This window comes from Bacteroidota bacterium (genome assembly GCA_034439655.1).
Classification (GTDB): domain Bacteria; phylum Bacteroidota; class Bacteroidia; order UKL13-3; family UKL13-3; genus CANJUD01.
In genome coordinates, this window is record JAWXAU010000150.1 from 1 (window position 1) to 26,719 (window position 26,719).

Sequence of the window (26,719 nt, forward strand, 5' to 3'; positions counted from 1 at the left end):
GGATGAGCGACTGGCCCGATATACAACCTGAGAGACTTTGGATGAAGTTGTCAGTAGCCAGTAAACAGTAGTAAGTGGTCAGTGCTCCGCCGCGGCGGACGGCGTCAGCCACTGTTTACTGACCACTGACTACTGTTTACTCTTAAAAACCGGATATATCAACACCACCGCAATCAGCATCGCTGTTCCGATAAAAAAACTGGTGGATAATAATTCGTATTCTTTGAACAATACAAAAGCAAAAAGTATCGCATACACGGGTTCTAAATTTACGGTGAGACTTAAGGTAAATGGCGATACGTGTTTCATTAAATTAATACTAGCGACAAAAGTATATACCGTGCAAAGTATGCTCAGTACCACAATCCAAATATAATCATATCCTTGCAAATTAAAATTGGGAAAATGATCTAAGTCGAAGAATAAAAAATATATAGTTGAAAAAAAAAGTACTGAAAATAATTCGATAAAACTTATATAATATGCATTCACTTTATTGGAAATTGTAGAATTAATTACCGTGAACAAAGACGCGGTAGCTGCTGCTCCCACGCCTAGTAACATGCCTTTCCAATAACTAATTTCGGCATTAAATATAAAAACCATAATCGCAATTATAACCACACCAAGAATAATTTCCCTTGGGTCAAGTTTACGCTTTAAAATAAGTGGTTCGAATATCCCAGTAAATAATGCGGTACAAGAAAAGCTAGCCAAAGCCACAGAAACATTAGAAACTTTAACGGCTCCATAAAAACATAACCAATGCAAAAAAACAATGAATCCTGTAAAAAAAACTTTGAGAAATAGTTGTTTCGTGAACTTGGTCCCATTCGTAATCGGTGTTAGTTTCCTATATATAATAATTCCTGCAAGAATAGTGCAAGCAATTGCGACTCTGTACCATACCAATTGAAAGGTGTCCAAATTGTTGAGCAACTTGCCCAGAACACCTGTAAAGCCCCACAAGAACACAATAAGGTGTAAATGTAAAATATGGATACTGGGCTTTACAATTTTCATTAAAGAGTAAATCTATAAATAGAATATTCTGTAGGAATTTCTTTATTATTTACAATATTCTCCGTGATCAAATTTGCAAGATGGGGAGCTAAAATTACACCCTTTGTTCCCAATCCGTTTAATATATATAGTTCTTTATTCTCTGGGTCAAAATTACCTACCACTGGTTTCCTATCAATTACCGTTGGTCTAACCGCAGCCTTATGATCTATTATTGTATAATCATATTTGAGCACTTTGTTCAACTCATGTATCAAATACTCTTTACCAAATTCATTAGGTTCATCATCTATATAAACCCATTCATAAGTTGCACCACAAATAAATTGATTGTTTGCTGTTGGAACAATATAAATTTTCCCATTATATATAATTTGAGGGATACTTGAAGATGCTTGTCCCCATAGCAACTGACCTTTGGCTGAATTTAAAAACTCTTGCTTCACAAATGGATTACTTCCTGCCTTTGATCCCTCGCAAAATATGATATATTTAGCTTGATAATTATTATATATTTTGTCATTCACATTTAGCTTTTCATAATCTATTCTTTCAACCAATAACTCACTATTTTTTTTGCAATATTCCAAGGTTGTATTTACATATAAATTACTATCCAAATAACCTGTTTTATTTACAAAAAAACCACCATATTCACTTTGATAATTTACTGTTAGTAATTGATCCAAAGCAGGGTCGTCATGCACCCATTCTTTTAACCTTTCTAACTTCAAACTCCAGTCATTTTGATGTGCGATATTTTGAAAGGGCATATATAATGGAATTTCATGATAGAGTTTTATTGAACTCATTTCTTCAATCGCTTTATAATATTTCTTCGCACTGTCAAATATTTCTTGGGCATTTGCAACTGTGGTGAAACGCTTACCGATGATGGGATTAAACATACCGGCCGCTACCAAACTAGAAGTTTGTTGCAAATTGGGGTCAATACACAAACATGAAAGCCCTGCCTTTTTTAGGCTCCAATACATGCTGCATCCCGCAAGCCCCATCCCTATTATAATGGTATCAACTTGAAGCATAAGCTAATCTTTTATCTGGCAATATTTGCTTGGGTCTCATTGCTACTATTAATACACGTATCATTTGTGGCACAAAAGTATTTGTATAATAGGGTATCACAAAATTGAAAAAAATGGTTTTGATATTTGCCCACCAATCTTATCTTTGCTCCCGATTAACAAGACATTTTTGCGGATGTGGCGTAATTGGTAGCCGTGCCAGACTTAGGATCTGGTGCCGAAAGGCGTGGGGGTTCGAGTCCCTTCATCCGCACTTTTTTCTTCAAACCCTGCATCGGTGTGACAATATTGCACACCCCGTCACCTAGGAACAATAATTGGAATCTCACCAAAAAATCAATTTTATAACGTGAACGTAGAACTCATTAAACACGACGACTTAAACGCTACCATCAAGGTATCCATTGCACCGGCTGATTATATGCCTGAGTACGAAAAATCTTTAAAGCAATATGCCAAAAACATGAATGTCCCTGGCTTCCGTCCTGGACAGGCACCGAAGAGTATGGTGGAAAAAAGATTTGGCGACAGTTTGTTTTCCGATACACTCAATGTATTGTTAGAGAAGGCTGTAACTGGGCAGCTTAAAGAAAACGAATTGGACATTTTGGGCAAACCATTGGAAAACGAAAACCAGCCCTCGCATCACGCCTTTGCAAAAGACATCGAATATAATTTTATGATCGACCTAGGTCTATCGCCAAAATTTGAACTTAATTTTGATGAGCTTGGTGGTATGGAATTGGTGAAAATCAATATCGACCAAAAAATGTTGGACGATGAAACCAAACAATTGCAACGCCGTTTTGGAAAACACGACCAAGTGGAAAACGCAGGCGATACTGATTTGGTATATGTGACCCTTACCGAGCTTGACGAAAATGGTGAAGTGCTTGAAGGTGGTGTTGCCAAAGCTACCAGCATCGGGCTTGAATTTATGAAACACGAACCTACCAAACAACAATTATTGGAAGCCAAAGTAGGTGAAGATTTTGTGGTGAATGTTTTCAATTTATTTAATGATGATATTGCCGAAATGCACCACGCACTAGATATTCCTGAAGCCGCGGTGAATGATTTGAATAAAAATTTCAAAGCCAATATTTCTCAAATATATCATATGGAATTGGCAGCTTTCGACCAAGGGCTATGGGATAAAGTATTTGGCGAAGGAACTTGCAGTGGTGAAGCAGACTTTTACGAAAAATTAAAATTAGATTTGGAAGGGTATTATAATTCACAAGGCCGTCATTTATTCGAGCATGCATTGGTCGACAAAGTAATTGAAAGCCATCAAATACCTTTGCCAGAAACATTTTTGAAACGTTGGATGCAACGGGAATTTCCCGATCAATATAATAGTGAGACCATCGACCACAAATTCGATAACGAAAAAGTAGGATTGCGTTGGCAGCTCATCAAAGAAAAAATTCAAAAAGACAATGATATAAAAGTTGAACCAGAAGAAGTGAAGCAATATATGACAACGGAGATGCGCATGCAGCTAGTCCGCTCAGGCATGTCGAATATAGAAATGTTTGAGGGTTATATACAACAAGCCGTCGAAAAATCGATGACAGAACAAGACAAATATTATAGTACACATCAAAAAGTAATGGGCGATAAAGTAGTGAGAAAATTAGGTGAACTTGTTACGGTAAAAGAAACAATTTTACCTCCTGATGTGTTCTTTGATACGATAAAGAAACATAATGAAGAACACCACAAGCACTAAGGTGCCATTTTACATTTTATAATTATTATTTTACATTTTATTTTAAAAATTTTAAATCCAAATCTAAAAAACTATAATATATGAATTACGGAAAAGAATTTCACAAGTATGCCACCAAACATCATGGCATTAGCAGTTTGAAAACAGAAACTTATATTACTAGCGAGGTTAGAGACATGACCCGCACCGTGATAGAAGAACGCCCCGTCAACTTCCGCGAGATTGACGTATTCTCTCGTTTGATGGTAGATCGCATTATTTTCTTAGGGACACAAGTAGATGATTATTTTGCCAATATTATACAAGCACAATTACTATTTCTACAGTCGATAGATGCTAAACGCGACATACAAGTATATATAAATAGCCCAGGTGGTTCAGTATATGCTGGCTTGGGTATATATGATACTATGCAATATATAACACCAAGCGTAGCAACTATATGCACAGGTATGGCAGCCAGTATGGGTGCGGTATTGATGTGTGCTGGCGACAAAGGAAAACGTGCTGCACTTAAACATAGCCGTATCATGATTCACCAACCTATGGGTGGAGCACAAGGCCAAGAAAGCGATATTGAAATCACTGCCCGCGAAATCAAGAAATTAAAAAGAGAATTATACGAAATTATCGCTACACACTCAGGCCAACCCTACGAAAAAGTAGAAGCTGATAGTGACCGCGATTACTGGATGACTGCTCAAGAAGCCAAAGATTATGGCATGATTGACGAGTTATTAGTGAAGAATAAATAATATACATATAAATTGTAAAAAGCACCTTTTATTATTCGAATAATAAAAGGTGCTTTGAATTGTTCAAAAAATGATAACATTTATTATTGGATGAGAAATTCGATTGAAACTAATTCTGTGACAAATTTTTTTTTACTACTAAATATACAAAAAATTAAATTTAGCAGTAACTTTGTTGCGTTTACTATTAAGTTTTCTTGTGCAATATTCTAATAACCATTTAATTGAAGTAAGTTGTGGGTTTGAGTTTCCAGAGGAAACTACTACTTGGGATAGTACATATTTTGGGCGTTACTTTGAAAAAATTAAATCACTGGGTTTTAATCAACGTACTGAAAGAAAGGGGGTTCAAATTAAGTTTGAAGCAAATTTGATAGATGCGAGCAAAGAACCTTTTACAACTTCGCAAGCCGAAGATCAAGTAATTTTCAGGGATGAAGAAAAAGGATTAGCTGTTCTTATAGGAAAAGGAAGAATTTCCTTCCATTGTGTTAAGAACTATATGGGATGGGAGGGATTTCTTAATGAAGTTATTAAACCATATTCAGAACTTTATAAAACTCTTGATCTTGGAAATGGTAAGCGACAATGCAGTATAGTTTATTTGAATAGATTTAATAAAGAAGTAGGAGATGGCTTGTCAGATTATTTTACTTTAATTAGCCCTTTGGAACAAAAATTTGGTGCGGAAATCATTACTTCTGTTCAAAGAATTATCTCCAATAAAAATAATTTATTGATTTCAAAATTAAATTCTCAAGTTATACAAAATATACAAAATATCAATTTAGAATGTGGTGCGGTTTGTATTGATGAGGAATGCATAAAAAATAATGATTGGATTTATCAAGCAAACCAAACGCATGAACCAATTTTTAATTTCTTCAAGGCAATAACTACAGATAATTTAAGGAATACCTTATAAAAATAATAATGGATATTACATCTCTTATAGCACCATCACACCAATATGATAAAAGTATTTTTAATCATATTTCAATTAAAAAAGAATATGCAATTCAAACATCCATATCTGAAAAAACTTTGGATTACATGATGAGTGTGTACAATAGGAATGACAATTCAAATCCTTTTAATTTTGTTTATTCACTTTTCGATTCTCAACAAATTGGCTTTGCAAAAAATCAAAGTACTATACTTGGCTTAGCAAATGAAATGTTTGCGGGCTCAAGATTGCTTAATAATTTCGAGACAGAGGCATTGATGGAAACATTCTCTCGTTTGAGTATAAAAAAACCAACACTTCTAGGTAGAAAATAACATCTCTCTCATGCCTTTTGGAGAAAATTTTGATTTAATCCTTCCTAAATATCTTGTGAATCATGATAAAGCAAGATTGCAAGATGCGTTAAAGAAATTCATTCCAGATGGAGGCAATAAAAGAGGAGAAATAGATTATACAAATTTCTATAAAAATTCGAGTCAAACAGTTTTTTTACAATCAGACTTAATTAAAGAAATTAGGTATGCTAATTGGAATAATGAAAACTCAATTTATGAAAAGGAGTATATAAATGCAATTATTATTTCTAATTCTTGCGATATTTCTTTTCAAAACGAGCATTCATATAATATAAAACAGTGTCTATTTGCTCCTTTAATAGATTTCAATGAATATCTAAATACTTTAAAAGCTAAAGGACACGATGCTGAAAAAATAAGTGCCGCTAGTCAAACTATTAAATCTCAATTGGTATCAAATATACTATATTTACCTAATAATGAAAATGATAATAAAGAATATATTGTACTATTTGATAATATATTTTGGTTTCCTACAATTGAATTAAATTCTTACATAGAGCAAATGGAAGAAAATAAAATATCGTCTTTGGGGCTTTTTGGATATTATTTATTTATCTTAAAACTTTCATATCATTTATGCCGTTTACCCGATGAATATGATAATAGATAAGAATCAATGGGATGTTCTAATTTCACATTCTATATTTTTTAATGGGAATATATATATATGATAAAAGCAAGTAACATTACCAAAAAATTTGGGCAAATAGAAGTGCTACGTGGCATTGACGTTCACGTTAAAAAAAGTGAAGTCGTTTCTATTATAGGTGCTTCAGGTGCGGGCAAATCTACACTATTACATATATTGGGAACATTGATGCCTACCGACGGTGGGAGTTTTAGTATTGATGGTATTGATGCACATTTATTAAAAGGTAGAAAACTCGATAAATTTAGAAACAGTAAAATCGGATTTGTATTCCAGTTTCACCAATTGATGCCCGAATTTACCGCTGCAGAAAATGCTGCTATCCCTGCCATGATTGCAGGACTCGGAAAAAAAGAAGCATTGGCAAAAGCTGCTATAATATTAGAACAACTTTCATTGGGTCACCGTTTGCAACACAAACCTTCAGAATTATCAGGAGGTGAACAGCAACGTGTGGCTGTAGCCCGTGCGTTAATCAATGACCCTGCGGTGGTTTTTGCGGACGAACCCACAGGAAATCTCGATACCAAAAACGCTACTGAGCTCCACGATTTATTTTTGGATTTGCGTGAACGCACGGGACAAACATTTTTAATAGTAACACATAACGAAGCCTTGGCTAGCAAGAGCGACCGCATATTGCATATTGAAGATGGAATGATTGTTGGGTAGATACAGGGGTAGATTTGACAACTTTGCAATCAGCGACGCGGGCAAAGTTGTCAAATCTGAACGTACAAATTAAAAAAGTATGATGAAACATTATATTAAATTTGGAGATGTATTTAATAGAATACTAAACTCACGGTTGTGGTTGGTGGGGACACACAACCACGGGCAGCGGGGTTCTAGCTTTTTATTTTTTATTATAAGCATTATATCTATCAATGCTGCTCAGGCTCAACCTGTAAAAAAGCCTGCTGCTTCGCAAACGATGAAAATTGAAATGAATATTGGCGATAGTATATGGTTAGGCAAGCCCTCAGAACCTGACCATTTCGAATATATAGATATGATTACCAAAACACGTATCCCCGATACCAACCTCACTTATGATAGTATTACAGGAGCAGGTTTCTATACTTATTTTTTTGAAAACGGCGATATGGATGGCAAACGCTTACCCGCATTCTACCAAGGCGAACCAATGATAGTAGCCACTTCCATTAAAGCGAAAGACAAAAAAACAGGAGAAGACAGAATGGTTATTATAGCTTGGATTAACAAAGAAAAAATGCAAGTGGCTTGGATTGAAATTGGCAGTGCTTTGGAAAATGGAGAAGTGAAGTTGAGGCGGTAATCCTATACCATCAATTCTTCACAAACTTATACCTTGCCGCTGTTCCATTATGTTTGTGCAACATTTGTATAATATATACACCCGTTGACAGGTTAGAAGTATTAAACAAATAACAATTATACGAATGTGCTATTGGGTATGCCAACAATCTACCCTCCATATCATACAATGATATATCATAATCCTTTGTTTCACCTGCTATGCCCACAAATAATTCATCATGTGCGGGGTTTGGCCAGCATGTAACTAATATAGGTTCTTGCATAGTTGCAATACTTGTGGTACTAATATTAGCAGGGTTGTACGAGTCATTATCTATATGTATCGTGTCGGCAGCAGTAAAAGTTATATCTTCACTTGTGGGTGGGCTTCCACAGGCAAAATCATAATGCGTAGTATCTGTCCTAAAACTATCCCAACTTAGGTCAGGTTTGAAACGCAAAAAATAGGAATCCGTATATTGGTTGGCTGAATCCCACACTTTGCCACTTACCAAAATCCTTTTGTCCCTAAGTATTATCGAAAATGAAAGATCCCATTTATAGCCCGTTGGTCTCACATGGTATTGTAGGTTGTTCAGCGTATCCCATATTCGTATATCAAGCAACCTTGTTGTTTTATTGGTCTGTTTATTAAAAGTATCTGCCCACTCAGTAGTCACCACATAGTCCCTATTAGGGCTGACCAATGCATCTCCACCCTGTAATATTAGTCCCTTAGGGGTATAGTTTTTTAACAAACTTGCCTTTTTATTTTGCACATCAAAGTCAAATAAGGTCATATAAAGTGGTATAGCAACACTACCTACCACCTTCAAGTGTGCAGGGTCTTTTTCACTTAGCACAATTCCAGCCGCCCCCACGTATGTATCAAAAGCCGTGGGCATTTGGTACACAAGGTTTAGGTTATCACTTCGGTACTTACTTATGGCAGGGAATCTATAATATGAATTAGAATCTGTAGGTGACATATACCATGCAGCACCTAGGGCATAAAAATAATTACTGTCGTTCGATAGGTTCAGCCATAAATGTTCAAAATTATTAGCCCTATACGTTTTCAATTTACCTTGGGGGCTAAACAGCATCGTGGCAGTATAATATATATTAGCTGCATTGCCTGGGTATAGCGTAAGCACAACTATATCTCCATTATTTAGTTCTATGCATCCCGTGGCGAGATAGGCTGTATCACTTACCAGTATTTTTTTCCATACCACATTGCCACATTTATCATACCTCACTATCACAGGGCAGTCTCCATCATTACTATTCTTATTATAATATTTATAACTTGTGCCTACACCTATAAAACCCGAGTCCTTTGTCATTCTCACACTAGTAGTATAATCACCATTCTTGCCCCCTTTCAACCTTTTTTGCCAGAGCAGATTACAGTTTTGGGTGTACTTTCTAACATAGTTAATGCTCACATCGTTTTCTATCACAATATACCCTCCATCATAATGCTCTATTCCCTGATTCCTTATTTCTTGCTCCCCTGCTTTTTTTATTACCTTTACAAAAGGCTGTGTTGTGCCTGTGTAATATAGACACAGCACACCAAGTAGCATAATGGTTTTTAATATAAATTGATTACGTAACCGCATCATTGTTTTAATATAAGGCTATAGCACTGTGTTACGCCATTTTGTTTTACCACTGCAAAATAATAACCCGTATACCAAGCCGATGCGTCTATGCTTCTATTCAACGCCCCATTTTGTTTATAAGAAGTACCGCAGTTAGTTGCCGAGTCTATGGTTGTTTCTTCATTGTACACAATATTTCCATTCAGGTCAGATATTAAAAGGGTAATAGTTTTATTTTGGCAATCAAGATTCTCTATAGTAATGCCCAATGTATTACTGAATGGATTAGGTGCACAAGCTATAGTAAGCGTAGGGGCTTGGGCTACACTATCCTCGTACGCACTATCTATAAGATTTGCAAGCATGGTATCCGCTGGGTATTGATACATATAAAAACCATTGGTCGAATCTTCATACGAATAAAAGTTGGTTACTATGCTCTGTGCCATTGCCCTGGCTACCGATGGATTATCTGCCATAGTTTTAATACCAGATATATTGTTTTCTATCCATGTCGAATCAAAATTGTGTCCACGTGCATCAAGTCTCCATTTCCAAATATTACATATCCCCATTATTTCATTATTATTGGCTGAATCACTCATTAGTTGGTTCAATAAACTCCTAGCACTGGTGGTATCACCCCTTCCATATTTATGGGTAATCAAAAGATATTTAGCTCCAAAGTGATTGTAATTGCCCAACATATTGGCAATGCTATCCCAATAAACAGGGTTTTTTATAATCCCGTATTTAATATTCCAATTTCTAACACTTGCTGCCAAGTAATGGTCGCCGTTCAATCTACATACACTCCAAAAGCCATATTCTGTCGAGTCCACACCACCTTGGGCAATGCTATCAGCCTTAGCAAACCAATAATTTACATTTCCTACAAGGTGAAAAGCCATGCTATCACTATAGTCATCCTTTACTCCACCCATAGGTTCGTCATCAACCATAGTGCAACTCCCCGCCAAGGTGGCTTGTTTTCTAAAAACAAGATTTGGAGTTACTTTAGCAGGCCATCTTCTATTGCCAAAGCTCAATGCTCCATCAAAATAATAGTTCATTTTATTAACACCCGCATCAAGTCTTATATTCATAAAAGTATTCGCATTATTGGTATTACAAAAATCATTTCCTGCTGAGCGGGTAGGGCTTTGCCATTGGTTTAAAAAGAGTCCACCTGTAGTTTGAGGGTCTTTTTCTGCAAATATATCGTTGTTTAATGTGGTGTTAAAAGAATTAGAAAGTACAAGAGCATTTGTATTATCATTTCTACTATACACATTTGTTCTAATACCTGTGAACTGATTACAATGGATATTTCCACTTAATATATTCGATGCCCACACTGCTACTCCAGCATTTCTAGCATTCTGAATATTACCACTGCCAAAAATATTATTAGTGCTGATAGTAAAAGTGTTGTTATCACCTATTGCATAGTCTGTGGTAGTTTCTACCCATATACCAAATGAACCTACATTGCCATAGTTTCTTGGCAAGGCAAAATCATTTAAAGTCGCTAAAAAGAAATCTACATCTTTATTCCAAATTCCTGAAAAACAATCAAAAAAGTGACTATTATTTACTGTCATATAGGTTTGTGTAGGTGATATTAAATCACGCTGGGAAAGTATACCATTAAACAATTTCCTAAACGTACAACCATTATTTACAGTTACGATCGAGCCATTATTATATACACCTATAATATAACATGCACGTATTGCATTTGCGTTTACAGCACAACTATTTTCAAATAGCGAATTCTTAATTGCGTTTACAAGCTGTATATTAGGACAAAGATGTATAGATATAATGCAGTTTTGATAAGCAATAGGATTAGGTACTTTCTTGGGGTTGAATAGTAAATGTCTAACACCAAGAGGGTTTCCATTTTCGACCTGGAAATAATTTGAATGCGTGAACGAACAGTCTTCAATAATACTGTTTTGTATGTTGCCATGCGGTGCCGTAAAGAAGAATATATCCCTATTAATATTATTCCAAAAATCACTATTCTTAGCATAAACATAACCTCCGTCAAATACCCTCACTCCATCTCTAGCCAATCTTATTTGTGTTTTTGTATTTGAATTTTGTGATGGTATACCACCCAGTAGGAGCATGCCATGTTTTGGTGCACCAAACTGTGTACGTGCTGTATATCGCTGCATGGTATATAAAGTCATCTGCCCTGCATCTTGAAATGCGTTAGGGTCTCCAGACACCAAAATACCTTGCCAATAACCTAGTGTTCCATTATTAGCTGCACCGTTATCAAATCTTGAAGTGAGAATAGAGTTTTTAATAACTAACATTGCTCCTTTTTCAACTATAATTCGTCCATCTGCGTCAAATATAGAGTGTTTGAGCATTAATTTCAGCATAAGCACCAGCTTGTATAGTTATTTTCACATAGTTCAGTGCAGGGCCAGCAGGTAATGTCAAATTGTTGTTTTGCCCATTATTAGGCACAACAAAAGTCGCAGTGCTTAGCACCAAAGCATAGCTGGTTTTATGAACAAAGTTCATAAAAAATAATAAAAAAAATAATTTTACGAGTAATTTTCTCATAGCAATGTAGTTTAAGTTTTTTGCCTACTTTGCAATAGGGTTTTCGGCATTTCCCTTTAGATAATTTATATATCTTAATATTACATTTTTAGAGCTGCGTTTAACTTCATAGAGTTTAAGTTTAATAGTAAAGCAATACTAAGGCATAAAACAAGACGATGCAAATTTATTTTAAAAATAAGTTAATATTTTTTCTCATCTTAAAATAAAAATATACTAGAGTCTACACTTTATTGAGCAATATATAAAATCATATTTCAAAATCTCCCCAAACATTTCATTTTGCACTTTCCTTCAAATCCTATAAGTTTGTATCTTAATTCCGCCTAAGTAAAACACGGAAGTGATAAATGGGCCAACTAACAACCCGGCACTTACTGGGAATTAAGAACATTAACAGCGATGACATCGGGCTAATCTTTGAAACAGCCGATGAGTTTAAGACCGTTATTAACCGCCCCATCAAAAAAGTTCCCTCCCTTAGAGATATTACTGTTGCCAATATTTTCTTCGAGAATTCTACCCGCACCCGTATTTCATTCGAGCTTGCCCAAAAAAGGCTGAGTGCCGATGTGGTCAATTTTTCTGCTTCTGGCTCTTCGGTTTCAAAAGGTGAGACACTGATTGATACGGTCAAAAATATCCTTGCCATGAAGGTGGATATGGTGGTGATGCGTCACCCAGTACCTGGGGCTCATATATTTTTATCGAAACATATCGATGCACAAATTATCAATGCAGGCGATGGCACTCATGAGCATCCTACACAAGGTTTGTTGGATGCATACTCCATCCGTGAGAAACTCGGAAGTTTGGAAGGCAAAAAAGTGGTGATTGTGGGAGACATTATGCACAGTAGAGTTGCACTCTCAAATATATTCGCACTACAAAAAACAGGAGCCGAAGTGATGGTTTGCGGCCCAGCTACTTTAATTCCCAAACATATAGAATCGTTAGGAGTGAAAGTAGAAACGAATTTACTGAAAGCTCTTAACTGGTGCGATGTGGCAAACATGCTTCGTATACAATTGGAAAGACAGGACATCAAATATTTTCCTTCACTGCGAGAATACTCGATGCTGTATGGATTGGATTTGAACCTGCTAAACAAACTGGACAAAACCATCACCATTATGCACCCAGGACCTATTAATCGTGGTGTGGAAATAACTAGTGATGTAGCCGACAGTGCACACTCTATTATACTTGACCAAGTAGAAAATGGTGTTGCAATTAGAATGGCAGTGATGTATTTGCTTGCAAATAATTAATAAAAATGGTATTATATAAATGCCATGAAGAAATCCTGTAAATATATGTTCAATTCCCTCTGTGGTTGGCGACAACGCCAGACCACAAGCAGTAATAATTTAAAATATATTTTAGTTCTCATAATATTACTTTCTATTAATATATTTTCTAACGCACAGTATTTACCCGGCAAACTCTTTTTTAAAGTAAAACCAAATTGTGAAAAGTACATTCCTTTATTCCAAACAAAAACTAATGATATACTATATAGTTCTTTTTGGCAACAAGCAATTACCGATTATCATATTATACAAATAGAAAAACCTTTTAAAACAGAGGATGCCGAAGTACAAAAATTATATAGAGTTTCGTTTTTAAACTATGATAGTTTGTATAGTTTTGTGAATCATTTGCAAAAGGAAAACTATATAGAATTTGCCCATTCTTGTCCCGTATATCAAAAATTTTCTACACCCAATGATATAAACTCTCGTCAAAGTTGGATATTCCAATCCATCAGTATGGACAATGCTTGGGGGCTTGTAGGCAATAATAAAAGTACCATTGCCATAGTTGATGATGGTGTAAAAATAGACCATCCAGATTTGAATATTTGGACCAATCCAAAAGAAATTGATTCGAATAAAATTGATGATGATACCAATGGTTTTGTGGATGATGTTCATGGTTATGATGTAGCCGATAATGACAATAATCCCATTCCACCCGTCTCACAATTTTGGACACATGGCACACATACTGCTGGAATTGCAGGAGCAAACACCAATAACAATTTGGGGATTGCTTCGGTCAGTTATAATACAGTTTCTATTATAGCAGTGAAATGTACCACTCAGCCTGTAGTACTTACCCATGCTGAAGAAGGATTGGATTATGCGATAAAAGCAGGGGCAAATATTATATCTTTGTCGTGGGGTGGGAAAGATACATCCTTATATAAAACTTTACATACGCTCCTTGATGCTGCACATAAAAAGAATATAATATTAGTTGCTGCGGGCGGTAATGATGGAGAAGATTCTGTGAATTATCCCGCCGGTTTCGATCATGTAATAGCAGTAGGAAGCACAGGTGTAAATGATATCGTTTCTAAAAATTCAAATTATGGAAACTATATAGATTTGATGGCTCCAGGTGATACTATATATAGCACGGTCGTATATAGTCCTTACTATGGAACCTTAAGTGGTACAAGCATGAGTTGCCCTATGGTAGCAGGTCTTTGCGGATTAATGCTTTCTGTAAAACCAACATTAACATCTGATCAAATAGAAATTTGTTTGAAAGCTACTGCCGATAATATTGACAATACAAATAATATAAAATACAAAAACAAATTGGGAGCAGGAAGAATTAATGCAGTGAATGCGATGCAGTGTGCTATCAATAATAATATAACAGAAACTATATATAATCACAGTATTCTCACTTGGCCCAATCCTGCAGCAAATACGATACATATAAGTTTGCCTACACCCAATAAATCAAGTTTACAAATATTGGATATGATGGGAAGGACTGTATTATATACTCCATTCAACAATCAGGCAAGTATTGATTTGACTAGCTATGCAGCAGGTTTGTATCTGATTAATATATATAGTGAAAGTGGTATTGCCGTGCGTAAATTTTTGAAAGTGGATTAATGACTCTAACGTCATTCTGAATCTCGTCAATTTCAAATCTCAATAATTTATACCGAAACTCAATATATAATAGTGCAAAAGAAAGGGACTAATCCCGAATGCTTTCGGGATGTAGTTAGGCATTAGCAATCTACAAACAAAATCCGCCACAGGCGGAGAACTATTATAGTTTAAGAATTGGTATTATATATCCTTTAAAGACGCGATGAAGAATCTCTTGAATCGGAGACGAATTTGAAGGAGAGCAAACTTTTATAAGATTCTTCGTATTGAAGCAATACTCAGAATGACGCTAACGCCTGATATCGGGTCTGAAACAAGTTCAAAAAACAATAAAACAAAAAATTAACCGTCACCTATTACATTTGCAAAATAAACAATTACAAATAAAATGACCGATAACGAACACGAAAGCAAAATAAAAGAAGCATTTCAAAGCAAAGAATGGCCTGAGATAAAGATATCCGACAGTTGGATGGTGTTTAAAATAGTTGCTGAATTTGTTCAGGGATTCGAACGTTTGAGTCGCATTGGACCTTGTGTATCTATATTTGGATCGGCCCGCACCAAAGCGGATAATCCCTATTATATATTATCTGAAGAAATTGGATACAAGCTTACCCAACAAGGATTTGGTGTAATTACTGGTGGAGGTCCCGGCATTATGGAAGCAGGAAACAAAGGAGCCAAACGAGGAAACGGAAAATCAGTTGGACTTAATATTGATTTGCCTTTTGAACAATTTAGCAATCCTTATATAGACCATGATAAAAATATTGATTTCGATTATTTCTTTGTTCGCAAAGTGATGTTTATGAAATATGCCCAAGGGTTTATCGTATTGCCCGGTGGCTTCGGCACGATGGATGAATTGTTTGAGGCTCTCACGCTGATACAAACAGAAAAGATTGCAAAATTCCCAATTGTATTAGTTGGCACTAGCTATTGGAAAGGTTTTATAGCGTGGATCAATGAAATTATGTTGCTAAAAGAACACAATGTAAACGCAATTGATATGGAACTTTTCAAACTAGTAGATACCGCAGATGATGCCGTAAAAGTAATCACCGATTTCTACAGTAAGTATTCTCCGTCACCCAATTTCTAGTATACTTTTACCTTTCCAAAAGTTTAGAACTTTTGGAAAGGTAAAAAATCGTAAATGAAATGAATCAGCCTCGCAAAACCCGAATATTGTTTTTCGTAATCAGCGGATATGCATTGGCAGCTTTTGGTTGGTGGTTTTATATACTCACACAAAATAGTCGGGAGCAACATGATACTGCCTTGCAGAAAGTATATGATGATGCCCTAAAGGCGAAGTTAGAAATCTATGATTGTTGTAAAGATATGTTTGATGAAGAGCAGGAATTGAACATTGATTCTTTGCAGAATTATATCATCACCTATTTTCCAGATTATACTTTGCGATTTTTGCAAAAGCCGAAAAATTCAGATAAAGAAAATGGACTATTGGCAAAAATTGAAGTGAATCCCAAAGCATATATTTTTGAAAAAATAGAGCAGAAATATCAACGCAAGCTTACCCAATACGTGATGGAAGGACTGGTATTTGTAGGTTTACTTTTTTGGGGCATCTATTATATATATAAAGTAGTGAGTAGAAGAATAGATGTGAACCGACAGCAAAATAATTTTTTATTGGCCATTACCCACGAATTAAAAACTCCAGTGGCTTCAATCAAACTGATGTTGGAAACTTTGCAAAAGCGGCAACTCCCCGACCAGCAACGCACTGACTTATTGGCCGACACCCTCAATGATACTGAGCGATTGGGGAAACTTGTAGAAAATATTTTGATGGCTACGCGTATTGAAGGCGGGCATCATAATTATCATTTTGAAGAAACTAATTTAGCAGGTGTGGTGGAAGATACGGTTTCGAAATTTGCCAAAGGAACAGAGAAAAAACAAAGCGTTGAAGCACTATATAACGATGAGCCCTTTATTACTGCCGACAGATTAGCCCTAGGTGTGGCTCTGAGTAATTTATTATCGAATGCCATAAAATATTCACCCGAAGGAGCTGACTTAAAAGTGGAGTTGAAAGAGCAGGAAGATTATATAGAACTAAATGTTTATGATCGTGGTCAACAAATTGACCCAAAAGAAAAAACCAAAATTTTTGAAAAGTTTTATAGAGTTGGGAACGAAGAAACACGGACCAATAAAGGCACAGGTTTAGGATTATATATTGTGAAACAAATTATCTCATCGCACCATGCTACCATTTCTATATTAAAACGTGATGGTGGTGGAAATATTTTTGTCATCCATTTCCCAAAAGAATCAGGTGCTTAATATTGATTTCATTGATGTTTGAGTTTTCTAAATCAAATTTGGAGGTCAATAACATTTATCATATTTATGTCAAATGCATAAAAAACCAAATATTTTGATTTCATTTGTGGTTCGAACCAACCAATCCTTTTATGAACTCTGCCAATAAGAAACGCATCCTTTTTGCCGATGACGAAGAAACCATCCGCCAATTAGTGAAGATAAACCTCGAAGAAGAAGGTTATTATGTAGCTGCCGTAGATAATGGACTTAAAGCTATACATCGGTTCAAAGAAGAAAAATTCGATTTGATTATTTTAGATATCATGATGCCCGAAATGGATGGTTTAACTGCATGTGAAAATATCAGGCTACAAGACAATAAAATCCCCATCTTAATACTATCAGCCCGTGATGCTGGAGAAGACCGTGTAAAAGGTTTAAAACTGGGTGCGGATGATTATCTAAGTAAGCCTTTCAATTTAGAAGAATTATTATTACGCGTGAGCAAACTTATTGCACGTGCCGAAAATATGCCCAAGAAACCCAGCTTTAACGAATATAGTTTTGGCGACAATTATGTGAATTTTGAAACATACGAAGCTAAAGGCGAACATGGTGAATTTAAACTCACCAAAAAGGAAGCATTATTGCTAAAACTCATGATTGACCACAAAGGAGCAGTAGTGAGTCGTGAGAAAATTTTGCAAACAGTTTGGGGCTATTCTGTGTTCCCTTCAACACGTACCATCGATAATTTTGTACTCTCTTTTAGAAAATATTTTGAGAAGGATCAAAAAAATCCTGTTTTCTTTCACTCATTAAGAGGTGTGGGCTATAAGTTTATGGACGGCAGCAAATAAATTGATCTTTCAATTTATTTAATTCTGCGAACAAAACAAAACCGTTTATACCGACACTCAATATAATAGTCCAAAAGAAAGGGACTAATCCCGCTTAATCCCGATAATTATCGGGATTAAGCGGGGCATTCGGGATGTAGTTCGGCATTACCATTCTACAAACCAATCCGCCACAGGCGGAGAACTATTATAGGTTAAGAATTGGTATAACATTCTAAAAACTAAATCTGCCACAGGCGGAGAACTATTTTAGTTTAAGAATTGGTATTATATATAATAGTTTTGCAAATAAATACAGGCCTATGAGGCTCCTCCTACTTAAAGTGACTACAAAAACAGTCAGGAGACGCAAACCCTTCCCCATCAAAGATCTTCGTTGTTTTCCTGAATTTTGCGATTACAATCCTCAAATTTGACCGAATTTGGCGATTACAATCACAGAATTTGGCTCATTTTTGCGATTACAATCCTCACATTTGACCGAATTTGGCGATTACAATCACTGAATTTGGCTCATTTTTGCGATTTAAATCATTGAATTTGACCGAATTTTGCGATTGCAATCAGCTATTTATCATTATATTTGCGATTACAAAATTGTATAATTATAGACATTGAAAGAAAACTCCTAGCTATACTGAAGAAAAAAATGTTTAAAGGCAAAGCCATCATTCTAGTTGGGGCTAGGCAAACGGGCAAAACAACATTATTAAAAACATTACTCAAAAATGAAAAAATGGGTTTATGGCTCAATGCAGACAATCCCGATGTACATACCCGTCTAGAAAACATATCACCTTCGGGCTGGAAAAAATTGATTGGGAAAAACAAAGTCATAGTGATCGACGAAGCACAGCGAATAGAAAATATTGGTCTTAAAATTAAATTGATTACCGATGAACTTAAAGGTATCCAACTGATAGCAACTGGTTCTTCTTCTTTTGAATTATCAAGCAAAGTAAATGAACCACTTACAGGAAGAAAATGGGAATATATGTTATACCCTATTTCTTATGGCGAAATGGCGAACTACCATGGCATCATAGAAGAAAGCAGTTTAATAGAACACAGACTTATATATGGGTATTACCCTGAAGTAATGACTGCTGAAAGTAATGAAAAAGAAATATTAAAACAACTTACAGATAGCTATTTATATAAAGATCTATTAATGCTTGACAGCATAAAACGCAGCAATAAAATCATCAATCTTTTACAAGCTTTAGCATTACAATTGGGCAACGAAGTATCATACAGTGAGCTTGGAAAATTGCTGGGCATGGACAACCAAACCGTAGAAAAATATATAGATTTATTGGAAAAATCTTTCGTTATTTTTAGGTTAAATGCCTTTAGCCGTAACTTGAGAAATGAATTAAAACGCAGTAGAAAAATATATTTTTATGACAATGGCGTTCGTAATGCACTCCTCGCTAATTTCTCTCCTCTAAGTTTACGCTCTGATGTTGGACCATTATGGGAGAATTTCCTGATTGCAGAGCGAATGAAGTTTTTATCTTATAACCAAAAATGGGTGAACTCCTATTTTTGGCGAAGTCATGAACAACAAGAAATAGATTATATATAAGAAACCGATGGGAAAATTACCGCTTATGAATTCAAGTGGTTCGACCGAAAAAAATCAAAACTCCCAGCAATATTTGGAAAAGCTTATGACGTTGATAATTTAACCATAATCAACAAATCAAATTTTGAAGACTTCCTGACCGAATAAAAGCTGTTAATTATGATATAATGAATTTTATTTTACTTCTTCCGCTTAAACTGCCCATCCTGCCATGCTTTAAAAAATTGAGACCAAGCCAAGGGATCCAATAAACGAATAGGAGGAGTTTGACCGTTCCAATACATGCGGTCGTTATAATTTTTCATATAATTCTGGTAATTTTCACCGCCATTCATTGGCGTTTGGCTTGCTACTTCTGCCAATTTATCGCGTGACAATCGTCCTCTTGCCTGTTCGCTCATATCATCAATAGTTTCATCGTGTACCATTCGGTAATCAAATTCCTGCTTACTGGGATAGGGTTTAATATAAACTGGCTGCAAAGTATCGGATTTTGAATCCAAAAGTTGAACAATAGAGTATTTCATCCCATCTATATCCCTTGGTATTATAAAAGATTTGGGGTTATAGCCATATTCTCTGAAAATTACGGTATCGCCCTTCCGTGACACAAAGGTGAAAAAACCTTCACGGTCGCTCATTGCAAGCATCTTACCACGCATATTACTAATAGTAGTATAAGGCAAGGGAATCAAGCTATCATTGGTAAGTACCAAACCCGAGAACTGAATAATGGTAGAGTCTACAATAGTGGCAGGGGCTTGAGAATAGGCAAGATTTGGAAAGCAGAACATCCCGATAGCTATCGGGATTAACATTGCAATAACATATCTTTGCACACCTAATTTTATGAAAGAAAAAGCCACCTTCATTCTTGTTTTTATAAAACGATTCCTCATTTTAATGTTGCTGTTTACCATTAGTAGGATTTTGTTTTTTTGCGAAAATACATCATTTTTTTCATCGAACAATATATCAGATAACTTTTTATGTTTCATGAGTGGTTTAAGGTTCGACTTATCTGGCCTATTAACAATAAACCTGCCAAGCTTGTTACTTATTCTGATAGCACAAATATCCTTTTGGCTATATCCTGTGCGATTGGAAAAATTTATAGCCCTTACCGTAAAAACTGAGACTATTTATTTTTATGTAATCAACGCTTCAGCCTTAATTCTAAACTTTATTGATATCTACAATTATAAGTATATGCTAAAACGCATTGGCTTTAATATAATGTTCTTCTTTCGCACCGGCGATGGAGCCTTTAATATATTGTTATCGGGCATTGTTCAGTATTGGTGGGGATTAATACTGTTCGGGGTTTTTATTTGGGGTTGGATGTATATAAACAAGAAATTTGCATCGTACAATATCAAAACTTTCACCCCTAAAGCTCCTCCTATACCTTACGCAATCCTATTGGTTGTTTTTATGATAGGCTTTGCTGTGGTTGGTGTCCGTGGCGGCTTTCAACTTAGACCCATATCGGTAATTTCTGCCATTGAAGGCGATAATCCCAATAATGCCCAGTTTGTTATGAACTCACCTTTTTGTTTTATACAAGCAACGATGCTCCCCTCTATCAAACCTATTAATTATATGAATGATGCACAAGCAAAAGAAATATTTAATAATATTTTCACGCCCAGACAAAATGAAAATAGTAAAAAGCAAAATTTATGTATCATTATTGTCGAAAGCCTCTCATGGGAAGCTTTGGAAATGGGTGGCAATAAAGAGAAATCCACGAGATTTATTGATTCATTAGCAAAACACAGCACTGTGTTTAAGCGTATGTATGCAAATGGTAAACAGAGTATAGATGGTATTCCAGCAATTTTATCAGGTTTCCCTGGATTAATGGACGAGCCCTATCTCACCTCTGCATTTGCAAGTAACGAGCTTACCAGTATTGCAGCTTTATTAAAACCTCAAGGCTACCATTCCTCTTTCTTTCACGGAGGTAAAATCGGTACTATGAATTTTGATAAATATACCAAAGCAGTTGGATTCGACCAATATTATGGTAAAGAAGATTTTCCCGATCAAAGCCAGTTTGATGGCAATTGGGGAATCTGGGATAAACCCTTTTTGCAATATTATGCTGATAATTTAGACAAAATGCAAAAACCTTTTGTGAGTAGTGTTTTCACACTCTCATCGCACCCTCCTTATGCTATACCCGAAGGTGAGAAGAATATATATAATAATATTAATAGTCCATTTTTAAATACGATTCATTATACAGACGATGCTTTGAAACTATTCTTTGAAAAAATAAAAAAATCTGATTGGTATCATAATACCCGTTTCGTAATAGTTGCCGATCATATCGGCGAGCTAGGCGGCAACAAAGGCCGCAAAGAATTATATCATATTCCTTGTATCATGTTCGACCCTGAAAATCCAGTTGAAAAAGAAATTGCGATACTGGCCCAACAAACAGATATATTACCCTATTTGTGTGAACAATTTGGCATAAAACAAAAAATTGTTTCTTGGAGTAACTATAATAAACCAAATACTTTTTCCATCAATTATATGAGTAGCACTTACCAATTAATTATGGGCAATAGTGTATTAATTAGTGATGGGGAAATCATAGTAAAACATTATAATGATTCCACCAAGTTACCCAACCACAGCGAAGCCGAAATGCTCAAGTTTATGCAGGCTTACATACAACAGTATAATAATGGCATTTTGGATAATAAGTTGGTGTGGAGGTAGGGGATTGGACATCTAGTGGTGAAAACCACTGACCACACTGTACACTCACAAACTATCCAAAAATTTCACCAAAGCGTCGCGTTCTTCTTTGCTTAATTTCTTGAAATTATCCTTTGCTGATTGTGCTTCGCCACCATGCCACATAATTGCTTCTATATAATTTCTTGCCCGCCCATCATGCAAAAAATTAGTATTGCCATTTACACGTTGGGTAAGCCCTATACCCCAGAGTGGCGGGGTTCTCCACTCATATCCGGTGGCATCAAATTCGGGTCTTCCATCGGCAAGTCCTGCACCCATATCATGCAATAAAAAATCGGAATAAGGACGAATAATTTGTGCTGATAATGGTTTGAAGGAAACATCAGTTGAGGTCTCATGCTTATCTACATGACATTTCACGCAACCCGAAACTTTAAATAATTTCTGTCCCAATTTTATGGTCTCATCTTTCACATTTCTGCGTGCAGGAACTGCTAAAGTTTTCATGTAAAAAGTTAATGCCGTTACTATGCTATCGTGCAGTTCTATTTTCCCTCCTTGTTGGGTAGTTTCATACTCAACTGGGAATATGGAAGTGGTGATACCAATATCTTCATTCAATGCTTTTGCAACTTGGTTTTTAATATTGGGTACTGCTGCTTTCCAACCAATTCTTCCCAAACAATTAGATTTATTTGTTATATAGTCATATACATAATTAGGTCTGCCAGAAACCCCATCACCATTAACATCATTGGGATCGGCATGGCTTAATATACTTTCTTCGCTAATTGCTTCTATCAATCCCATTCCAAAATTGGGACGGGCCACGCGGGGAGAGTATAATACATTTGCAGGCATCGCAGTATATAAATTCACAAATTGATATACGGGTTGTCTTAAGGATATATCAGTACCGTCAGCCAATTTTTCGGTGAAATAATTATATGCCAATTGCATGGTTCCTTCAGCATTCACTCCTGCTATAGATTTGTCTTGCAATTGTGTGCCATAACCAGGCACTGACAGCGGAGCTCCATGATCGTCAACACCGGGTAAACTCAATTTAAAAAACATAGATTGATAAGGTTGCCCAGGCATAGGAGGTGTGCCTCTTCCTTCATTTATATGGCAGCGAACACAAGTAACCTGGTTGAACAAAGGTCCCAATCCCACCCCTAGTGAAATAGCACTTACTGGCACAAATGTTTTCTCAAAAAAGCCATCTCCCAAATCGTGTACGCGTGTGTCTTCATCCGACAGTCCGCCAATCACATTGCCAAAAGCTCCTGCACTTTCATCAAATGCAGTGCAGTCACCTCCACTCATGCGTTCATCCAAATTCTCATCATCAAATGGCTGTGGCTTTCTGCACGAATATATAATACTAGTAATTGCCAGTAGAAAGAAGGCGAGGTATATGTATATCTTTGTTTTGAACATTTTTGAAGTTGGCGGTTTGTAGTTTACTCTCAATAACTATCGGGATTTTAATTTGTTTGCATTTTAACTATTAACATCAAACTGTATACTGTGCACTAATTTTTCACATAGGTTTGTATCAAAGGAATAAGTTCGTTTTCTAATATATTTTTCAAATCTGCTAATAACTGAACCGTACTTTCCACCGCAGGTCTTTCATTGTATATAGCTTTTCCAAACTTTGTAGAATATGCATTCAAATTACTATAGGCAGCATCCATTTTTTGGGTAATTTTTAAATCCAATGATTTATTATATAATTCTGTGAGGGCATGTAAGCCTGATCCATTGCCAGAATAGTTGCACAAATATACATTTTTTGCTCCTTTAATATTCATTGCAAAATCTTTCCATGAATTACCTGAGAACGGTGATTCTTCAAGCATTGAATCCATAGCTGTATAAGGTTCGCCTATCTTTGCTTCTCCTACTTCACCTATAATACCAATCATAGCATTGGCAATTTCCAACAATGCCTCTTTGCGAGTTTTGTACTTACTATTAACTGTGCCCGCACTTTTAACCTGTAATGAAAAATTACTTCCTTGGGCTTGCCATTCTGTATACATTTGTGTAGTTACTAATTTAAGATTTTCTGCTAAGGCCAAAAGATAATCTTTCTCACGGGAGGTTAATTCATTAGCTTTGCGATTACCACCAAATCCAAATAACATATATTCAATTGGATGAAATCCTTTTAAAGTTGTATTCAAACCTTGTATATAAGTTGCACTAAAGACGTTACTGCTTTTTAATACTGAATCAATCTCAGTATAACTAATAGGCCAATCATCGATGGAGGGATCTAACCCTTTATCGGCAACGGGGCCAAATAAGAATGATTCAGACTGCTCCCAAATTTGACGCGTACCGTACCAAGATTGTTGTGCTGCCAATAAATTAGCGTCAGTAGAAGTAATCACAAATGTTTGAATAGCATTTTTTAAGTCATTTGCTTTATTAGACAAATCAAGTAGAATTGGTTCCGCAATATGTGTCGGGAAATCGTTTAAAATACTACTGGTAACTTTATTTACATCGGGTTCGGTAACTACTGGCTTTTTATTGCACGATACCGAAATAAATATAGCATACAGAGTTATAATATAAAGATATTTTTTCATGGATTTATTTACTATAATGTTATTACTAGATTTTCCTGTTCTATATTGTAATTTAATTGCTTTAAAGGCAATGAGGCAGGCCCATTAACTACTTTACCTTCTGTATCGAAAGTGCTTCCATGCAAAGAGCAGTTAAAACCTTTGGCATTAGGACTTAACAACCAATCTTGGTGGGTACATTTTAACACGAAAATGATATATGTGTCATCCTTTTTCTTTATCATAATATCATATTCCAAATCCAAATCTCGAACTATGGTATCTTTATTTTCTTTCACACTTAACAAAGGGACTTTTATCATCCCTTTATCGTGTTTTGTTTTAATAACAGGGAAGGGGGAACAACCTTCAACATTGAGCATGCTAATTGCCAAACCTGCACTACATGCCGCATTGCAAGTAAATTTGATGAAATCTTTTCTGTTTAATTTACGTTCCAATTATCAATTTTTCGTTAAAAGCTATAACAAACACCCAAATTTATATAATGATTATTCGTATAATAAGGCAATGCATAAGGAGGTGGGTTAAGCACTAGCTGTTGGTTAAATTCTCCATTATTTATATAATGATAATCGAATTTCACACCCACTCCACGATGTGGCATCCAAGTAAAGCCAGCAAATATATGCTGTTGGGTATAATATTTATTGGCGATTCCATTGGTTGGTAATTTGGCGTTCATATCTACAAATTCATAACGGGTAAATATATTGAATTGTTTATCTCCTTGATGTTTCTTATAAAATATATCATAAGAATATTCTGCATATAAACCACGGGAAATATTTGCAATATTATTAGAATAAGCAGTATTGAGCAAACTGGCATCAGGTACATTGATTTGTACTGCTAAAAATTTAATATGAACTGCTCTTTTACGATATTGCAAGTTAGCCTCATTCAGAAACACAGGTGTACCAAATGGTCCAGTAGAAAGCCCTAGTATATCTGCAGATTGATTGTCAGTACCCACACTGCCTCCCACATAAGAGGAAGCCTGCAAACGCCATGGGCCATAATAATATAATACAGCTGCGGTAATTGCTTTCTGCCTAGCTTGTGCATTGCTGCCTTCACCTCTGCCTCCTCTAATGCCTTCGCTCAAACTAAATCCGGATGCATTCAATCCGTTCATTAACGCTATACTATAATTAAACCCTGGAATGCTTCGTGGACTTCCATATATAGCTACACCTACCTCACGCCAAGTAGCAGGAATAAGCATAGTTTCTACTACAGGTCTATCGTTAGCATTAAAAGTTGTGGGCAGATGGTTTTCGTTTAAAAGACCTATACGTGGCGTGAAAAAACCAGCGTTTACATATAGTGATCTGTTTATGTCGAACTTGATAAAACATTGCTCCAAACTTATCTCTCCCGAAGCTTTCCCGCCTTCCACTTTTGCATTCTCCAATTCCAATTCACTAAAGAACGATAATTTCTCATTGAACCTATTGCCTACAAATAAGACATTTCTCCGCAAATTGGCCAAACCAAGCTTATTATTGATATCGTGGGTATATAATACTTCTCCATAACCCGATATGGCCGTAGCTCTATTTCCCCTTAACTGCAATCCAGCAGCCAAACTATCTTCGTGGGTAATTATTTGCCCCGATGCCAACAATGGAATAATGGCTAAAAATAAAATGATGATGCGTTTTAACATTTTGCCTATGGTTTTTTTTTATGGGGCAAAATTATTATCTGTATT

Annotated in this window: 24 protein-coding genes and 1 tRNA gene; 15 read left to right on the plus strand and 10 right to left on the minus strand. The window is 35.8% G+C overall.

Going from position 1 to position 26,719, the window contains the following annotated elements; all coding sequences use genetic code 11:
• Positions 1-129: 129 nt before the first annotated feature.
• A complete protein-coding gene (locus SGJ10_10880; protein MDZ4758622.1) occupies positions 130-1,023 on the minus strand; it encodes a DMT family transporter in 894 nt (297 codons plus the stop codon).
• A complete protein-coding gene (locus SGJ10_10885) occupies positions 1,023-2,069 on the minus strand; it encodes an FAD-dependent oxidoreductase (GenBank protein ID MDZ4758623.1) in 1,047 nt (348 codons plus the stop codon). The genes SGJ10_10880 and SGJ10_10885 overlap by 1 nt, the downstream gene beginning before the upstream one ends.
• Before the next feature lie 171 nt (positions 2,070-2,240).
• Here SGJ10_10885 and SGJ10_10890 point away from each other — a divergent pair.
• The 8 genes from SGJ10_10890 (at position 2,241) to SGJ10_10925 (ending at position 7,834) form a co-directional block, all read left to right on the plus strand.
• A tRNA-Leu gene (locus SGJ10_10890) sits at positions 2,241-2,322 on the plus strand.
• Positions 2,323-2,418: 96 nt separating this feature from the next.
• Positions 2,419-3,804 (plus strand): trigger factor, encoded by a 1,386-nt coding sequence (gene tig, locus SGJ10_10895; protein MDZ4758624.1) that lies wholly within the window; start codon positions 2,419-2,421, stop codon positions 3,802-3,804.
• A gap of 80 nt (positions 3,805-3,884) precedes the next feature.
• The gene (clpP, locus tag SGJ10_10900; protein MDZ4758625.1) at positions 3,885-4,559 is read left to right on the plus strand and encodes an ATP-dependent Clp endopeptidase proteolytic subunit ClpP; all 675 of its coding nucleotides are present in this window, start codon (positions 3,885-3,887) and stop codon (positions 4,557-4,559) included.
• 175 nt (positions 4,560-4,734) lie between these two features.
• Positions 4,735-5,484, plus strand: coding sequence for a TIGR04255 family protein (locus SGJ10_10905; GenBank protein ID MDZ4758626.1), 750 nt, complete (start codon positions 4,735-4,737; stop codon positions 5,482-5,484).
• Between the two features lie 8 nt (positions 5,485-5,492).
• Positions 5,493-5,840, plus strand: coding sequence for a hypothetical protein (locus tag SGJ10_10910; GenBank protein ID MDZ4758627.1), 348 nt, complete (start codon positions 5,493-5,495; stop codon positions 5,838-5,840).
• A gap of 10 nt (positions 5,841-5,850) precedes the next feature.
• Positions 5,851-6,495: a hypothetical protein gene (locus SGJ10_10915; protein ID MDZ4758628.1), complete on the plus strand. Its 645-nt coding sequence runs from the start codon at positions 5,851-5,853 to the stop codon at positions 6,493-6,495.
• A 57-nt stretch (positions 6,496-6,552) separates the two neighbouring features.
• Positions 6,553-7,206 (plus strand): ABC transporter ATP-binding protein, encoded by a 654-nt coding sequence (locus tag SGJ10_10920; GenBank protein MDZ4758629.1) that lies wholly within the window; start codon positions 6,553-6,555, stop codon positions 7,204-7,206.
• 79 nt (positions 7,207-7,285) lie between these two features.
• A complete protein-coding gene (locus SGJ10_10925; protein ID MDZ4758630.1) occupies positions 7,286-7,834 on the plus strand; it encodes a hypothetical protein in 549 nt (182 codons plus the stop codon).
• A 10-nt stretch (positions 7,835-7,844) separates the two neighbouring features.
• Here SGJ10_10925 and SGJ10_10930 read toward each other — a convergent pair whose 3' ends face one another.
• The 3 genes from SGJ10_10930 to SGJ10_10940 are packed head-to-tail and all read right to left on the minus strand — an operon-like array spanning position 7,845 to position 12,011.
• On the minus strand, positions 7,845-9,446 hold the full coding sequence (locus SGJ10_10930) for a T9SS type A sorting domain-containing protein (protein MDZ4758631.1): 1,602 nt from the start codon (positions 9,444-9,446) through the stop codon (positions 7,845-7,847).
• Positions 9,443-11,824: a hypothetical protein gene (locus SGJ10_10935; protein ID MDZ4758632.1), complete on the minus strand. Its 2,382-nt coding sequence runs from the start codon at positions 11,822-11,824 to the stop codon at positions 9,443-9,445. Before SGJ10_10935 ends, SGJ10_10930 begins: the two co-directional genes overlap by 4 nt.
• Positions 11,790-12,011 carry a hypothetical protein gene (locus SGJ10_10940; GenBank protein ID MDZ4758633.1) on the minus strand — a complete coding sequence of 74 codons (222 nt, stop codon included), beginning with the start codon at positions 12,009-12,011 and terminating at the stop codon, positions 11,790-11,792. Before SGJ10_10940 ends, SGJ10_10935 begins: the two co-directional genes overlap by 35 nt.
• Positions 12,012-12,361: 350 nt before the next feature.
• Between SGJ10_10940 and SGJ10_10945 the strand changes: the two genes are divergently transcribed.
• The 6 genes from SGJ10_10945 to SGJ10_10970 all read left to right on the plus strand — a co-directional run bounded on the left by SGJ10_10945 (position 12,362) and on the right by SGJ10_10970 (position 19,681).
• A complete protein-coding gene (locus SGJ10_10945) occupies positions 12,362-13,282 on the plus strand; it encodes an aspartate carbamoyltransferase catalytic subunit (protein MDZ4758634.1) in 921 nt (306 codons plus the stop codon).
• Positions 13,283-13,306: 24 nt separating this feature from the next.
• Positions 13,307-14,929, plus strand: coding sequence for a S8 family peptidase (locus SGJ10_10950; protein MDZ4758635.1), 1,623 nt, complete (start codon positions 13,307-13,309; stop codon positions 14,927-14,929).
• A gap of 391 nt (positions 14,930-15,320) precedes the next feature.
• Entirely contained in the window at positions 15,321-16,037 is a 717-nt protein-coding gene (locus tag SGJ10_10955; GenBank protein ID MDZ4758636.1) for a TIGR00730 family Rossman fold protein, read from the plus strand.
• Positions 16,038-16,096: 59 nt separating this feature from the next.
• Positions 16,097-17,251 (plus strand): HAMP domain-containing sensor histidine kinase, encoded by a 1,155-nt coding sequence (locus tag SGJ10_10960; protein ID MDZ4758637.1) that lies wholly within the window; start codon positions 16,097-16,099, stop codon positions 17,249-17,251.
• A 104-nt stretch (positions 17,252-17,355) separates the two neighbouring features.
• The gene (locus SGJ10_10965) at positions 17,356-18,093 is read left to right on the plus strand and encodes a response regulator transcription factor (GenBank protein MDZ4758638.1); all 738 of its coding nucleotides are present in this window, start codon (positions 17,356-17,358) and stop codon (positions 18,091-18,093) included.
• Positions 18,094-18,742: 649 nt separating this feature from the next.
• Positions 18,743-19,681, plus strand: a complete 939-nt coding sequence (locus SGJ10_10970) for an AAA family ATPase (protein ID MDZ4758639.1) — start codon at positions 18,743-18,745, stop codon at positions 19,679-19,681.
• Positions 19,682-19,860: 179 nt separating this feature from the next.
• Here SGJ10_10970 and SGJ10_10975 read toward each other — a convergent pair whose 3' ends face one another.
• Positions 19,861-20,679, minus strand: a complete 819-nt coding sequence (locus SGJ10_10975; protein ID MDZ4758640.1) for a hypothetical protein — start codon at positions 20,677-20,679, stop codon at positions 19,861-19,863.
• Between SGJ10_10975 and SGJ10_10980 the strand changes: the two genes are divergently transcribed.
• A complete protein-coding gene (locus SGJ10_10980; GenBank protein ID MDZ4758641.1) occupies positions 20,678-22,414 on the plus strand; it encodes an LTA synthase family protein in 1,737 nt (578 codons plus the stop codon). The genes SGJ10_10975 and SGJ10_10980 overlap by 2 nt on opposite strands.
• A gap of 45 nt (positions 22,415-22,459) precedes the next feature.
• On the opposite strand, the gene SGJ10_10985 is transcribed toward SGJ10_10980, so the two are convergent.
• The 4 genes from SGJ10_10985 to SGJ10_11000 form a co-directional block, all read right to left on the minus strand.
• A complete protein-coding gene (locus SGJ10_10985) occupies positions 22,460-23,839 on the minus strand; it encodes a di-heme oxidoredictase family protein (protein MDZ4758642.1) in 1,380 nt (459 codons plus the stop codon).
• A 95-nt stretch (positions 23,840-23,934) separates the two neighbouring features.
• Positions 23,935-25,002, minus strand: a complete 1,068-nt coding sequence (locus tag SGJ10_10990; GenBank protein MDZ4758643.1) for an imelysin family protein — start codon at positions 25,000-25,002, stop codon at positions 23,935-23,937.
• A gap of 11 nt (positions 25,003-25,013) precedes the next feature.
• Complete coding sequence (locus SGJ10_10995; protein ID MDZ4758644.1) at positions 25,014-25,442, minus strand: Rieske 2Fe-2S domain-containing protein; 429 nt, start codon at positions 25,440-25,442, stop codon at positions 25,014-25,016.
• Between the two features lie 14 nt (positions 25,443-25,456).
• On the minus strand, positions 25,457-26,674 hold the full coding sequence (locus tag SGJ10_11000) for a hypothetical protein (protein MDZ4758645.1): 1,218 nt from the start codon (positions 26,672-26,674) through the stop codon (positions 25,457-25,459).
• Positions 26,675-26,719: the final 45 nt, after the last annotated feature.